The following is a 12,731-nucleotide window of genomic DNA, read 5'->3' as shown; positions in this document are numbered from 1 at the left end:
GCTTTCACATACCGGGCGAAGCAGGCCGGGAGGCCGGCACGGGAAAACGTCCTAGTCGATTGATTAATAAGAAAAAATAAGCACTGATAAAATCAACAAGGTAGGGCCACGTTGCGGCTCTGGACCCGGAGGCAACATGAAACTCGAGAGCAAGCTGCAGATGTCGCTGAGCAAGCGCGCCGATCACGTCGTGCTCCGACGTGAACTCGCGCGACTTGGGGGCAAGAGCCAACTCACGGAAGCCATCAAGCGCCTCATTGGAGAAGGCCGGCTGATGCGTCTTGCCCCCGGCGTATATGCCAGGACCCGCCGCAATTCGCACGGCGCAGTGGAGCTCGCTGCACCTCCCCAGGTCATTGCCGACGAAGTCCTGGCCAAGACGGGACGCGCCGCCGCCATCCGTCGGGTCGACTCCGGTGGTGGTCTGCCGAAGTTTGAGGCCAAGTTCGCCAACGTGCTGGCGAATGCCTCTGCGGGTGGAGTGCCGCCTCGGCGCAAGCGACGTGCGGCGGCATTCAAGCTTCCTAGCGATGTGGCCCAACTCCCCGTCAAAGATGTGTCGACCTACGTTGCGAGTTTGGCTGCGGCTCACGGGGTCGTTTTCCAGCGCACCCGGCTGGATGACTTCGCTGAAGCGGTCACACGTCTGGCTGGCGACGATGAGCGGCTCGACGCTACTGGCAAGCTCCTCGCATCCCTGCGCAAGAAGTCGGTCATCAATGGGGCGCAGCTCGCGCGGCTGATGACGAACCACATGAGAGAGCAGAAAAATGCCGTTCGATCCGTTCGGTGACTTCAGCACAGCCGGCTACCTCAGGAACATCGAAGCTGAGCAGGATATCGATCTGGTGAAGGCGCAGGAGAAGGTCTTCTTCGAGGCCCATCTCGAGGAGGCACTTGCCTTTCTGCGTGCGATCCGAGGGCCCGTAGCCTACGCACACTTTCGCGAGGTCCACGCGATTCTCTTCCGGGAGTTCTATCCGTGGGCTGGGCAGGACCGTCAACAGTTGGCCGTTGCGACCCAAGTCAGCAAGGGCGGCGTCGTCGATTTCGAGCAAGCCGCTCTCATCGGCCAAGCGGTGCAATGGGGCCTGACCATGGGCAACGACGTGGAGCGTATGCGCCAGCGGCCCGGGGCGGTCATGGGCGCCTTTGCATGGGCGCATCCATTCCTCGACGGCAACGGCCGCGCCATGATGCTGGTGCACACCGAGCTGTGCCGTCGCGCCGAGATCCTGATCGACTGGCCATCGACAAACAAAGCAGCGTACTTGGGCGCCTTGACCGCTGAACTGAAGCACCCCGATGCCAAGCACCTGGATTCCTACCTCGCGCCATTCGTGCGGAAGTCCGGCCGAGCCGATGATCTGGTCACGCAACTTCGCGAGCTGCCAGGGTTGGACGGGCTGACCGCAGCCAGTGCGGACGACATCACCTACGATGCGAGCGACGAGAAAGCGATGGCGTCGTACCTTGAGACGAAACGCTCTAGAGGTGAGGAGCGGGACACAACAGGCGAGACCCGCGCCTGACTGCGGCCCGCCTCCGCACGCTCATGGGTTGCGAGCTCAGTGAGCCGACTGCATAGCCATGCGTGTTCACGCATGCACCATCCTCGAACTTCGTATCGCTTTGGACACTCAGCATGGCACGACCAGGCGCAGCGGAGTCCACGCCGCATGGCGCGTTTCGGGCATCCACTCGGTCATGGACAACGACGGCACGCCCAAGACGGCGTCGATCAGATCACGGCTGACGCGTCATGCGCGCTTTCACGTGCACTTCAACCCCGACCTCGGCGTCGAGGCTCAACCAGGTCGAGCCTCGAGATCAACAACGCCAAGCCGAATCCTTTGTCTGGTCGAAGACCGCCGAAGACATCCTCGCCAGTGTCCAGAGGTTTTGTCTGCGAACTTCTAACTCACGACACTGGCGCTCAGGCAGTCCCGTCGCCAAGCATTTCCAATGCTGCCTTGATGGCCGCCCGGTACCCACCGGGCCCGAGGCCGGCGATCACTGCGGTGACAACGCTGGACATGTACGAGTGGTGGTAGATTTCCTCGCGGCGATGGATGTTGGAGATGTGGACCTCGATGACCGGACCGGGAAACATCTTGAGGGCATCCATGATGGCCATCGAGGTGAACGAATAGGCCGCCGGGTTGATGACAATCGCACTGCCCGTGTCGATGGCCTCGTGAATCCAGTCGATCAGCAGGGTCTCGCTGTTGGACTGGCGAAACTCCACCGGGACCATGCCGGCTTCGTCTCGGCACATGGCTTCGATCTCGGCGAGTGTGGTCTTGCCGTAAATAGCGGGCTCGCGCTTGCCGAGACGATTGAGGTTCGGCCCATTCAGGATGAAGATTGGCTTGGTCATGGATGAGTGCGGTGAGAACGGGATCCCGGCTTATCCCTTGTAGCCCATCAGGCGCGGCAGCCACAGGACGGTTTCGGGGATGAACGTGATGATCGCCAGCACGACGATGGCCATGCCGATGAAGGGCAGCGCCTCGCGCACCAGAGCCATCAGCGTCTGCTTGGTCATGTTGGCCACCACGAAGAGCAGCAAGCCGAACGGCGGCGTCAGCAGGCCCAGCATGATGTTGACCACCACGACCACGCCGAAGTGCACCGGATCGATGCCGAGCGCCTTCGCCGCGGGAATCAATATCGGGACGATGATGAGCAGGATCGTGGAGCCTTCGAGCAGGCAGCCGAGCACCAGCAGGATTGCATTCACGAGCAGCAGGTAGACCAGCGGCGTCAGGTGAAAGCCGCTGATGAACTGCTGCACCGACAGCGGGATCTGCTCGATCGTGACCACGTAGTTGAAGACCAGGGCGCCCGCGATCAACATACCGACCGAAGTTGTCGACCGGGCGCTGCCGAGCAACACGTTGTAGAGCTGCCGCCATGTCATCGAGCGATAGATGAGGGCGGACGCCAGCAGCGCGTAGGCCGCTGCGGCCGCGGCGCCTTCGGTGGGCGTCATGACGCCGCCGTAGATGCCGAACAGCAGGACCACGGGCAACATCAGCGCAGGCAGTGCGTCGAGCGTGATGCGCGGAATCTCGCGCATCGGCACCGGCGGCTCGACCGGGTAGTTGCGCCGCCGGGCGATGAACGCGTTGGTGATCATGAAGGCCACGCCCAGCAAGAGCCCGGGGATGACCCCGGCCAGGAAGAGGTAGCCGATCGACGTGTCCGACACCAGCGCATAGATCACCATCGGGATCGACGGAGGAATGATCGGGCCGATGACCGCGGCTGAGGCGGTGATGGCGCCCGCGTACGCAATCGGGTAACCGTTGCGCGTCATCATGCCGATGATCACCTTGCCGATGCCGACGGCATCTGCGATGGCCGACCCCGACATCCCCGCGAAGATGATGTTGGCCACGACATTGACGTGGCCCAGTCCGCCGCGAAATCGTCCGACGAGGACGAGGCAAAACTTGAGCAACCGGTCCGTCAGGCTGCCGCTGTTCATGAGTTCGGCCGCGAGAATGAACAGGGGCACCGCCAGCAGCACGTAGCTGTTGAACAGCCCGTTCAGGATCTGCTCGGCGGCCGTACCGAGGTCGAGGCCCGCGATGAGCAGATAGAAGATCGAGGCACCGATCATCGACAGCCCGATCGGCAGGCCCAGGATCGCCAGCACCACCAGGACGATGACGCAGAGTGTGAAATGGCTGGGCATCGTCAGGCTGCGTTGTCCGGCATGCTGCCGGTTTCGGAAGGGGCGCCTTTGAATGCGCGCCAGGCAAGGAAGACGTGTTTCACGATGATGGCCACTGCAAAGATCACGTAGACGACGTAGAGGACGTCGAACCGCATGTGCAGGTAGGCGGTGTGCTCGCGCTTCATGAACGTCACGTAGTTCCAGGTGGCAGGGAGCGACACCACAAACAGCACGACGATCGCGATGCTGGACGCCACCGTGAAAGCCCGCCGGGTACCCGGCGCGACGGCCCCGTACACGATGTCGAACCGGATTTCGTCCTGGTCCGAGAGGACGAAAGCCGCGCACCAGAGCACGGCCCACACCCAGCACAGGACCGTCACCTCGTCGGTCCACCCCAGCGGCTGATTGAGGAAATAGCGGAATCCGATCTGCAGCAGAAAGGACACGAACATGAGCGCCATGAGCGCCACGGCGACATCGTTTGCGCGCCTGCGCAACCACGATCCCGCCGCGTGAAGCCGAGTGAGCATCGTCTGGGTTTCCTGCTGTCGCCGGCGCGCGCCGCCGGCCATCGAGTGAAAGGTGAGGTCTCCCGCCACGCAGGCGCGGCGGGGCGCAGGTCAAAGGGCGTTGATACGCTCGAGTGCGCCCTTTGGCCACTCGCTGCCGTACTTGTCGACGTACTTCTTCTGGGCGTAGGTGCGGAAGGCGGCGAGGTCCGGGGTATAGACCTTCTTGCCTTCCTTCTTGAAGTATTCCAGCACCTCCTTTTCCTGGGCCACGAACTTGGCCGTGTAATCGTCGATCGATTTTTCCGCCGCCGACTGGAACTTTGCTTGCTGCGCGGGCGTCATTGCATCCCACAGCTTGGTCGTCATGACCATCACGTCGTAGCCCAGCACGTGCCCGGTGAGCACGAACTGCGTGGTGACTTCGTTGAACTTCATGAGGCGGCTCGCCACCAGCGGGTTGTCCTGGCCGTCGATCGCACCGGACTGCAGCGCCGTGTAGACCTCGGCGTAGGCCACCGGCGTGGGATTGACGCCGATCGACTCGCCCAGGAACTGCCAGTACTCGCCCGGGGGCATGCGCAACTTGATGCCGGCGAGATCGGCGGGCGTCTTGATTTCCTTGGCCGGCTTGAGGTTCACGTTGCGCGAACCGAAGTACACCGGGGTGATGATCTGGATGCCGAGCTGGTCGCGCGCCATCTTGATGAACTCGCGACCCACATCGCTCTTGAACGTCTTCTTGAGGTGATCGACGTCACGGAACAGGTAGGCCGACGTCATGAGCGACCACGCGGGGATCTGCTTGCTGATGTCGGCCGGCGCGAGGTTGCACATCTCCAGATTGCCGCGCTGCAAGGCCACCAGTTCCGTGCCCTGTTTGAACAGCGTGTTGCCCCAGTAGGGCTCGAAGTCGTAGCCGTCGTTCTTGATCGAAGCGGCGAAGTTCTTGTAGGCCTCGGTGCGCAGGTCCTGTTCGGTGAAGGCCGAACTGAAGCGCAGCTTGGTGCGGGATTGGGCGAATGCAGTGGACAGGGCGCCCAATGCCAGGGCCGAGGCACCGGCGGCGAGTGTCGCGCGACGCGAAAAAGTCGAATTCATGAAGTCTCCGTTGTGAATGCCTCGAAGGCGGCCCCGTCTCGACTGCGATGCGTCGCAGCAGACCGGTTTGATCGTAGGGGATCATCGGAGCATAAGCAATACATCTGATGATTAGGGTATTCTCTGATGATCGGCACTGCGATCAAAACAGGCGCTATGCTGATCTCTGACGCGTCCAGGAGCGACCTTTGCTGACTGACACTTCCCCCGATCCCTCAGACACCACCACCGTCGGCGAAGTCGCCTATCGCCGGATTCGCTCGGACATCGTGCTGGGCCGGTTGACGCCAGGACGCCGCTTGCGGCTTGAACGGATGAAGGAGGCCTACGGCACCAGCATCAGCACGCTGCGAGAGCTCTTCAACCGCCTGGCCACCGAAGGCTTGCTCGTTGCCGAAGGCTCGCGCGGCTTCCAGGTGACCGCGGTCTCCTCTGCAAACCTTCGCGAAGTGGCATCGATGCGGCTGCTGCTGGAGAGCCACGGACTCAAGGAGTCGTTCCAGCGCGGCGACCTCGAGTGGGAAGGCCGCGTGGTCGCGGCATATCACAAGCTCGCCACGATGGAAAAGAGGATGGCAGCCAACGATCCTTCCTCGCCGGAAAGCTGGCGCCAGTACGACTGGGCGTTTCACGTCGCGCTGATCTCCGCATGCGGCTCCGACTTGCTGCTGCAGACATATGCGTCGATCTGCGACAAGTATCTGCGCTACCAGATGATCGCCGCCACCTTCCGTGGCCAGGAGGCGGCCGACGAGCACCGGGTCTTGCTCGAGAGCGCGCTCGCCCGAGACTGGCAGCGAGCGCAGCAGGTTCTGGTCACGCACGTCGAGGATTGCGTCACGCAGATGACATCTGTGCTGGACGCCGCCGCCTGAACCGGATTCCTGTGAGGTCCTTTGCCATCGAAGCCAAGGCCTGCGCTGGATTCCCAGCCGAGGCCGAGTCGTTTCACGGTCCCGTGCGCTTCGGCTGGGACGGATGGATGGGCGCCACCCGGGCTGAGTCGATCGACATGGCGATGACGCTCGATGCAATTGCGGCCGGCAGCCGCCAAGGCATTTCGATCAAGATCGAACGATAGGCAGAAAGGGCAAAGACAATGTCGCTTCTAGGCAGCGCAGCACTGGCCATGTGGTGGGACATGGCGCCCGAGGTGAGGGCCGAGTTCGAGGACTGGCACTCTCACGAGCATTTTCCGGAGCGGCTCGCGGTTCCGGGCTTTCATCGCGCATCACGCTGGACCAGTGCCTCCGGCGGCGAAGGCATCTTCGTTATGTACGAGCTCGCGTCGTACGCGGTTCTCTCATCGAGTGCCTATGTCAGTCATCTGAACACGCCAACGCCCTGGTCTACGAAGATGATGCCCCACCACAGGAACATGGTGCGCAGCCAGTGCCACGTGCTGGAGTCACGCGGCGGGAGCGCTGCGCAGCACGCATTGACATTGCAGATCTCGCCGCAGCAAGACAGCGCTGAGGACCTGCGCGCGTTTTTCCGAACGCTTTGCGCCGCTTTGGTCCAGCGCTCGGGACTTGTGGGTGCGCACCTGTTGCGACACCGGACACCATCCGTCGCGCAAACCACAGAACAGCGCATCCGCAACTCAGCGGATCGCGCGGCCGATTGGGTGTTCGTGGCGGTGGGATACGATGCATCTGCCCTGGAGTCGCTCGTCCATGCCGATCTTGCCGAGACAGCTTTGCGGGCGGCCGGCGCTGTCGCTGGCGCGGTGAGCGGCCTCTACACGCTCTCGCATTCGGCAACGTCCGAGGATATTGCCGACGCCAGACGCCATCCTTCATAGGCAAGGGACCAACATGCCCGCTCAGGCCATTCACCACATCAACATTCGTGCACGCAAGGCGCTTGTGGGAGAGCTGAGAGACTTCTATGAGAGCGTGCTCGGGCTTCGCGCGGGCTGGCGACCGCCTTTCCAGTCAACCGGGCATTGGCTGTATCTTGGGGACACGCCGGTACTTCATCTTGTCGAAGATGAATCGGTGGGAGGCCCGGTACAAACCGGAAGCCCACATGTCGATCACGTCGCTTTTTCATGTGTAGGCATGAGAGAGTTTGAAGACTTGTTGCACGCGAAAGGCATCGCCTTCCGTCAAACAAAAGTACCGGAAACCTCGCTCATCCAGCTGATCTTCCTGGATCCAGCCGGGAACGGGGTTGAGCTTCAGTTTGCTGATGTCGATGCCTGATCTTGTGCCGGCTTTCGCAAGATTCACTTAATAAAAATCTTTGGAATCTGTTCGAATGAATGGGCCACGTCTGGTATCAGCCGAGTCGCTGCTGAAATCCGGGCCGGGGGCGCCGAAGACGGGCCCATCTGGCTGCCCTGCGCCAACGTGGCTGCGCGCGTCAGCAACGAGGTGAGCTAGGCCTGCTTTGATCGGCAGATCCATGGCTTCGTGCTGATGGGATGGGTGTTTGCGTAGGCGCACGGCCGTCGCAGCTTTGCTGCGCGGCGCTGGATGGCCAGGGTTCCCAGGGCGTCGCGAAGTCCTTGCCGTTGAGAGCGACGTTCGGTCGCGATGCGCTCATCGGGCGCTCGATGATGAGGTCGACCTGTTCCGCGTCGCGCACCGGCTGTGCAGTCGGGCCGCGGTGCCAGCCTTCGGCAACAGCGAGCACGCCGCCGCCCGCTTCGATGACTTCGCAAGTGAGAGTGTCGCTTCCGCGCGCTGTGGTTTGCTGCAACCCGAAGGGCTTCACGCGGCCACATCGGTCCAGCACTCCATTCAAGACAACCGCGTACATACGTCGATTCAGCTGTTCATTTGGCGACTTCAACCTTGGGTGCCGCGTCCGTGGCACCGCCGGAAACTGGCCTCAGTTCTTTGCGCAGAATTTTCCCCACTGCTGATTTGGGCAGCGACTCGAGGAACGTGATGTGGCGAGGCACCTTGTAGGCGGCGAGGAGCTTGCGGCAATGCGTTTCCAACTCTTCCGCCCTGAGCCCAGGTACGCGGCGGACGACGAAGAGATGAGGGACCTCCGCCGAGCGCTCATCAGGCACCCCGACGCACGCGCATTCGAGCACGTCCGGGTGCATGGCGACCACGCCTTCAATTTCGTTCGGGTAGACATTGAAGCCTGAGACCAGGATCATGTCCTTCTTCCGGTCGACGATGTACATCAAACCCTGTGCATCCATGGTGACGATGTCCCCGGTGCGGAACCAGCCGTCCTGCGTGAAAGACCTGCGCGTCTCGTCTTCGCGGTTCCAGTAGCCCGCGAAGACCTGCGGCCCCTTGATCAGCAACTCGCCGGGCGTGCCAAGCGGCACCGGTTCGCCCGCCTCGTCAACGATGAGAACGTCGGTCGATGGAACAGGCGCGCCGATGGTGCCGTTGCGCCCCGGCGCATTGAAGGTGACGCTGGGCGACGTTTCAGTCAGCCCATACGCCTCGGTGATGGGGGGGCCGCCGGCCGCAACCCACTTGGCTGCAACGGCTGCCTGGATCGAGGCGCCTGCGCCGATGACCACGTTGCAGCGGGAGAAGTCGATGCCGGACAACTCGGGCAGTGTCACCAAGGCATTGAACATCGTGTTGACGCCTATCAGCATGTCGAAGGGCGCCCGCTCGAGTTCGGCGCAAAGCGCCTTGGCGTCGCGCGGGTTGACCACCAGGCGGTTGTGAGCGCCGCTGGCAAGGGCCGTCAAAGCCATCCCGAGCGGAAAGATGTGATACAGCGGCAACGGCGTCACGATCTCGAAGTTGTCGATGTCGAGTGCCAACCGCAGCCATGTCCGCATCTGCAGCGAACTGGCAAGCACGCTACGGTGTGTCAGGCAAGCGCCCTTGGAAACACCTGTCGTGCCGCCGGTGTACTGCAGAAAAGCCAGGTCGGAGGGGTGCATGTGCGCGCTGGCGAAGTCGGCGTCCGGCAGCGCGGCGGTCGCGTCGCGCAAACCGACGACGCGAGGCCCATCGTTCGCAGCTGGCGCACCTGCATCGCTGCCCGTCGCAAACAAGGCTTGCTTCACCTGTTGCATCGGCACAGTCATGACATACCGAAGCTGTGTCTGGCCGAGAACCTCGGTGACCACACCCATGAACGGCTCAGCAGCCACCAGTGCGGACGCCCCCGAATCGGCCAGTTGGTACGCCAGCTCGCGTGCCGTGTAGAGCGGGTTCATGGTCACCGCCACCATGCCCGCGCGCAGGATGGCAGCCAAAGCCACGGGGTAGATGAGGTTGTTGTGCAGCAGCAGGGCCACCCTGTCACCGCTTTTGAGCCCGGCCGCTTGCAGGGACCGCGCGAGGAGCGCTGACGCATGCTCGACTTGCGCGAAGGTCAGCGATTCTCCGGCGCAGGTGACGGCCGTCCTGGCACCGTGCTTCGTGAACGCGCGTTCAAGCAAGGTGACGAGGGTTTCACTGTCGTCCAGGACGATCTCGCGGGGAAGCCCTGCGGGGTAAGAGGCATGCCAGGGACGGTGTTCCATGAATTTCCCTTCGTGTGATTGACGGCGAGTCAAGACAGGGCTTCGCGAACGAAGTCCATGCGGTCCTGCCCGAAGAACATCTGGTCGCCGACGAAGAGCGTGGGTGCACCAAACACGCCGCGCTCGACCGCTTCCTGCGTCGTGGCCTTCAGCGCGGCCTTGATCTCTGGGTCCTGCGCCAGGCGATCGATCTCCGCGGGATCAAAACCGCCTTCGGTCAGGATGCGGGCCGTGAGTTGCGCATCGTTCAGGTTGAGCGCGTCGATCCAGAGCGCTTTGAACACGCAGCCCAGCAATTGCTGCAGCTGCTCGGGGCGGCGCAGCTGAATTCCGGTAATCCCGCGCATGAGGAACAGCGTGATGACCGGGAAGTGCGGATTGCCCTGGAACGGCACGCCATAGCGGCGCGCATGGCGCTCATAGTCCATCTGCGTATAGCGCCCCTTGACGGGAATAGTGGCAGGCGAGGCATTGCCCGTGGCCTGGTAGATGCCGCCCAGCAGCATCGGCCGGTAGACGAGGTCGGCCCCGTGGTTGGCACACAGGCCAGGCAACTGCGTCCACGCGAGGTAGGACGAGGGGCTGCCGACATCGAAGAAAAAATCAACCGACTTGCGCATTCATGGCTCCTTTAAGTTAACGGACGTTTGGTAAACGGAAGCTATGTGATTGCTGGAGTGCCGTCAACGGGGTTTCACTGGGTTCTTCTTCGATTGACAAACGAACGTTCACTGATTAACGTGTCGATGACTTAACGGACGTTTTTTTAAAGGAGACCGTATGGACCTATCAGCCAATCACCGCGGCGTGGCCCTCGTCGTCGGCGCGGGCGACGCCACGGGCAGCGCAATCGGCGCGCGCTTCGCCCGCGAGGGCTACGTCGCGTGTCTGTCCCGGCGATCGGCCGACAAGCTGGAGCCGGCCGTCGGGCGCATTCGCGCGGCCGGCGACCAGGCGTTCGGCTATGGCAGCGACGCGCGCAAGGAAGACGACGTCGTCGCCCTCATCGACCTGATCGAGAAGGAGCGCGGCCCGATCGAGGTGATGGTGTTCAACATCGGCGCCAACGTGCCCAGCAGCATCCTGGAGGAGACGGGGCGCAAGTACATGAAGATCTGGGAGATGGCCGCCTTCAGTGCATTCCTGAATGCGCGCGAGGTCGCCCGCAGGATGGTCGCGCGGGGGCGTGGCACGATCCTCTTCACTGGTGCGACGGCCGGGACTCGAGGCGCAGCGAATTTCGCGGCCTTCGCCGGCGCCAAGCATTCGCTGCGCGCACTGGCCCAGAGCATGGCGCGCGAACTCGGACCGCGGGGTATTCACGTGGCCCATATCGTGGTCGATGGCGCGATCGACACGGAGTTCATTCGCAGCAATTTTCCCGAACGCTACGCACTCAAGGAGCAGGACGGCATCCTGAACCCCGAGCACATCGCAGAAAACTACTGGTACCTGCACACCCAGCCTCGAGATGCATGGACGTTCGAGATGGATCTTCGTCCTTACATGGAAACCTGGTGAAAGACACATGAAAACACGCATCACTGAACTCTTCGGCATCCGTCACCCGATCATCCAGGGCGGCATGCACTACGTCGCTTTGCTGAGCTCGCCGCGGCGGTCTCCAATGCCGGAGGGCTCGGGCTCATTACGGGCCTGACCCAGCGACGCCGGAGCTCCTGGCCAAGGAAATCAGCCGCTGTCGTGAGATGACGGACCAGCCCTTCGGCGTCAATCTCACGTTCCTGCCGACTCTGTCTTCGCCGCCATACCCCGAGTACATCGCGGCGATCGCAGAGGGTGGCGTTCGCATCGTCGAGACAGCGGGGCGCAGTCCCGAGGCCTACATGCCCGCGCTAAAGAAGGCCGGCATCAAGGTCATCCACAAGTGCACATCCGTGCGGCACGCGCTGAAGGCAGAAGCGATTGGCTGCGACGCCGTGAGCGTGGACGGTTTCGAGTGCGGCGGCCACCCGGGCGAGGACGACATGCCGAACATGATCCTGCTGCCGCGCGCGGCCGAGGAGCTGAAGATCCCGTTCGTCGCCTCCGGCGGCATGGCCGACGCGCGCAGCCTGGTGGCGGCGCTGGCGCTGGGCGCGGACGGCATGAACATGGGCACGCGCTTCGTTGCCACGCAGGAAGCACCGGTGCACCAGAACGTGAAGGACGCCATCGTCGCAGCCACGGAGTTCGATACGCGGCTTGTGATGCGCGGTCTGCGCAACACCGAGCGCGTCCTCACCAACGCATCCGTCGAGCAGTTGATCAGGATCGAGAAGGAAAAAGGCACCGATCTCAAGTTCGACGACATCATCGACCAAGTCGCGGGCATCTACCCGCGCGTGATGCTGAAAGGCGAGATGAATGCGGGCGCCTGGAGTTGCGGCATGGTGGTCGGCTTGATCAACGACATTCCGACGGTGCAGGAATTGCTCGATCGCATCATGGACGAGGCGGACCGGTTGATTGCCAAACGGCTTGCGGGGTTTCTGGACGCGGTACCAGCCTAGTTCACAGACGGACGGGAGCCAACATGGGCGAAAAGATCGGCAAGCCGACATTCGTCTTCGCGCACGGGGCATGGCACGGCGGCTGGCGCTGGTGGGAAGTGATGCAACTGCTCGCTGAGCAAGGTCGCGGGAGCGTGCCGCGAGCATCTATTCGCCGCACAGCCGACCGCGCCATCCCGATCGCTGCGCAGGACTACCGGATCGCGCAAGCCGATGCGTTGACGCCTGGCAACAGGTTCGCTCATAAGTCGCCGCCGACGAGCCATTCTCTGCTCGTCTCGGCGCCGGCTGACTTGGCGACTGCGCGGGTTTCCCTCGCGTAGCTGGGCCAGGCCGAGCGACAGCAAGGCGTTGGCCGCCCGGTTCGCCTCGTGCTCCAGTTGCCGGAAGCTGGATGCCGCGTCCGATTCGAGAAAACGCACCGCGATCTTGTCGGGCGTGGCAACCGCGAAGCGGCTCAG

Annotated in this window: 15 protein-coding genes and 2 pseudogenes; 10 read left to right on the top strand and 7 right to left on the bottom strand. The window is 62.7% G+C overall.

Translation table 11 applies throughout. The annotated features are described in order from the left end of the window. The first annotated feature begins 136 nt into the window (after window positions 1-136). From BMG07_RS08360 to BMG07_RS44750, 3 genes and pseudogenes are all read left to right on the top strand, one after another. Window positions 137-793 carry a hypothetical protein gene (locus tag BMG07_RS08360; protein WP_198084154.1) on the top strand — a complete coding sequence of 219 codons (657 nt, stop codon included), beginning with the start codon at window positions 137-139 and terminating at the stop codon, window positions 791-793. Next, the gene (locus BMG07_RS08355; RefSeq protein ID WP_198084153.1) at window positions 771-1,532 is read left to right on the top strand and encodes a Fic family protein; all 762 of its coding nucleotides are present in this window, start codon (window positions 771-773) and stop codon (window positions 1,530-1,532) included. Before BMG07_RS08360 ends, BMG07_RS08355 begins: the two co-directional genes overlap by 23 nt. Window positions 1,533-1,695: 163 nt before the next feature. Continuing rightward, window positions 1,696-1,912, top strand: a pseudogene (locus BMG07_RS44750) (IS630 family transposase); the annotation flags it as partial. A 24-nt stretch (window positions 1,913-1,936) separates the two neighbouring features. Here BMG07_RS44750 and BMG07_RS08350 read toward each other — a convergent pair. Genes BMG07_RS08350 through dctP form a run of 4 tightly spaced genes read right to left on the bottom strand, consistent with a single transcriptional unit; the run spans window position 1,937 to window position 5,298 of the window. Then, window positions 1,937-2,380, bottom strand: a complete 444-nt coding sequence (locus BMG07_RS08350; protein ID WP_198084152.1) for a type II 3-dehydroquinate dehydratase — start codon at window positions 2,378-2,380, stop codon at window positions 1,937-1,939. A gap of 30 nt (window positions 2,381-2,410) precedes the next feature. Then, window positions 2,411-3,703, bottom strand: a complete 1,293-nt coding sequence (locus BMG07_RS08345) for a TRAP transporter large permease (RefSeq protein WP_198084151.1) — start codon at window positions 3,701-3,703, stop codon at window positions 2,411-2,413. Between the two features lie 2 nt (window positions 3,704-3,705). After that, on the bottom strand, window positions 3,706-4,260 hold the full coding sequence (locus BMG07_RS08340) for a TRAP transporter small permease (RefSeq protein ID WP_198084150.1): 555 nt from the start codon (window positions 4,258-4,260) through the stop codon (window positions 3,706-3,708). Window positions 4,261-4,308: 48 nt separating this feature from the next. Beyond that, window positions 4,309-5,298, bottom strand: a complete 990-nt coding sequence (gene dctP, locus BMG07_RS08335) for a TRAP transporter substrate-binding protein DctP (protein WP_198084149.1) — start codon at window positions 5,296-5,298, stop codon at window positions 4,309-4,311. Window positions 5,299-5,486: 188 nt separating this feature from the next. On the opposite strand from dctP, the gene BMG07_RS08330 reads away from it, so the two are divergent. From BMG07_RS08330 to BMG07_RS08315, 4 genes are read left to right on the top strand one after another with little or no spacing between them, the layout of a single operon-like run. Further along, window positions 5,487-6,173, top strand: a complete 687-nt coding sequence (locus BMG07_RS08330) for a GntR family transcriptional regulator (protein ID WP_198084148.1) — start codon at window positions 5,487-5,489, stop codon at window positions 6,171-6,173. An 11-nt stretch (window positions 6,174-6,184) separates the two neighbouring features. Beyond that, a complete protein-coding gene (locus BMG07_RS08325) occupies window positions 6,185-6,379 on the top strand; it encodes a hypothetical protein (RefSeq protein ID WP_198084147.1) in 195 nt (64 codons plus the stop codon). 48 nt (window positions 6,380-6,427) lie between these two features. Beyond that, complete coding sequence (locus tag BMG07_RS08320) at window positions 6,428-7,102, top strand: hypothetical protein (RefSeq protein ID WP_269758767.1); 675 nt, start codon at window positions 6,428-6,430, stop codon at window positions 7,100-7,102. Between the two features lie 13 nt (window positions 7,103-7,115). Then, complete coding sequence (locus BMG07_RS08315) at window positions 7,116-7,505, top strand: VOC family protein (RefSeq protein WP_198084145.1); 390 nt, start codon at window positions 7,116-7,118, stop codon at window positions 7,503-7,505. A gap of 160 nt (window positions 7,506-7,665) precedes the next feature. On the opposite strand, the gene BMG07_RS08310 is transcribed toward BMG07_RS08315, so the two are convergent. The 3 genes from BMG07_RS08310 to BMG07_RS08300 are packed head-to-tail and all read right to left on the bottom strand — an operon-like array spanning window position 7,666 to window position 10,377. Further along, on the bottom strand, window positions 7,666-8,064 hold the full coding sequence (locus BMG07_RS08310; protein ID WP_198084144.1) for a hypothetical protein: 399 nt from the start codon (window positions 8,062-8,064) through the stop codon (window positions 7,666-7,668). 16 nt (window positions 8,065-8,080) lie between these two features. After that, entirely contained in the window at window positions 8,081-9,757 is a 1,677-nt protein-coding gene (locus tag BMG07_RS08305; protein ID WP_198084143.1) for an AMP-binding protein, read from the bottom strand. Between the two features lie 29 nt (window positions 9,758-9,786). Continuing rightward, entirely contained in the window at window positions 9,787-10,377 is a 591-nt protein-coding gene (locus tag BMG07_RS08300) for a 2-hydroxychromene-2-carboxylate isomerase (RefSeq protein ID WP_198084142.1), read from the bottom strand. Window positions 10,378-10,537: 160 nt separating this feature from the next. Between BMG07_RS08300 and BMG07_RS08295 the strand changes: the two genes are divergently transcribed. From BMG07_RS08295 to BMG07_RS08285, 3 genes and pseudogenes are all read left to right on the top strand, one after another. Next, complete coding sequence (locus tag BMG07_RS08295) at window positions 10,538-11,278, top strand: SDR family oxidoreductase (protein WP_198084141.1); 741 nt, start codon at window positions 10,538-10,540, stop codon at window positions 11,276-11,278. 7 nt (window positions 11,279-11,285) lie between these two features. After that, window positions 11,286-12,270: pseudogene (locus BMG07_RS08290) on the top strand (NAD(P)H-dependent flavin oxidoreductase). 23 nt (window positions 12,271-12,293) lie between these two features. Next, window positions 12,294-12,593 (top strand): hypothetical protein, encoded by a 300-nt coding sequence (locus tag BMG07_RS08285; RefSeq protein WP_198084140.1) that lies wholly within the window; start codon window positions 12,294-12,296, stop codon window positions 12,591-12,593. Window positions 12,594-12,731 lie beyond the last annotated feature (138 nt).

The organism is Variovorax sp. E3 (assembly GCF_016082275.1).
In the GTDB taxonomy this organism is placed as follows: domain Bacteria; phylum Pseudomonadota; class Gammaproteobacteria; order Burkholderiales; family Burkholderiaceae_C; genus Variovorax.
This window is presented reverse-complemented; position numbering and strand designations above follow the sequence as displayed.

Bases quoted from the DNA above. Each gene is read 5' to 3' on its own strand.
- BMG07_RS08360 (WP_198084154.1), top strand. From the start codon at position 137: ATGAAACTCGAGAGCAAGCTGCAGATGTCGCTGAGCAAGCGCGCCGAT.
- BMG07_RS08355 (WP_198084153.1), top strand. From the start codon at position 771: ATGCCGTTCGATCCGTTCGGTGACTTCAGCACAGCCGGCTACCTCAGG.
- BMG07_RS08350 (WP_198084152.1), bottom strand. From the start codon at position 2,380: ATGACCAAGCCAATCTTCATCCTGAATGGGCCGAACCTCAATCGTCTC.
- BMG07_RS08345 (WP_198084151.1), bottom strand. From the start codon at position 3,703: ATGCCCAGCCATTTCACACTCTGCGTCATCGTCCTGGTGGTGCTGGCG.
- BMG07_RS08340 (WP_198084150.1), bottom strand. From the start codon at position 4,260: ATGGCCGGCGGCGCGCGCCGGCGACAGCAGGAAACCCAGACGATGCTC.
- dctP (WP_198084149.1), bottom strand. From the start codon at position 5,298: ATGAATTCGACTTTTTCGCGTCGCGCGACACTCGCCGCCGGTGCCTCG.
- BMG07_RS08320 (WP_269758767.1), top strand. From the start codon at position 6,428: ATGTGGTGGGACATGGCGCCCGAGGTGAGGGCCGAGTTCGAGGACTGG.
- BMG07_RS08315 (WP_198084145.1), top strand. From the start codon at position 7,116: ATGCCCGCTCAGGCCATTCACCACATCAACATTCGTGCACGCAAGGCG.
- BMG07_RS08310 (WP_198084144.1), bottom strand. From the start codon at position 8,064: ATGTACGCGGTTGTCTTGAATGGAGTGCTGGACCGATGTGGCCGCGTG.
- BMG07_RS08305 (WP_198084143.1), bottom strand. From the start codon at position 9,757: ATGGAACACCGTCCCTGGCATGCCTCTTACCCCGCAGGGCTTCCCCGC.
- BMG07_RS08300 (WP_198084142.1), bottom strand. From the start codon at position 10,377: ATGCGCAAGTCGGTTGATTTTTTCTTCGATGTCGGCAGCCCCTCGTCC.
- BMG07_RS08295 (WP_198084141.1), top strand. From the start codon at position 10,538: ATGGACCTATCAGCCAATCACCGCGGCGTGGCCCTCGTCGTCGGCGCG.
- BMG07_RS08285 (WP_198084140.1), top strand. From the start codon at position 12,294: ATGGGCGAAAAGATCGGCAAGCCGACATTCGTCTTCGCGCACGGGGCA.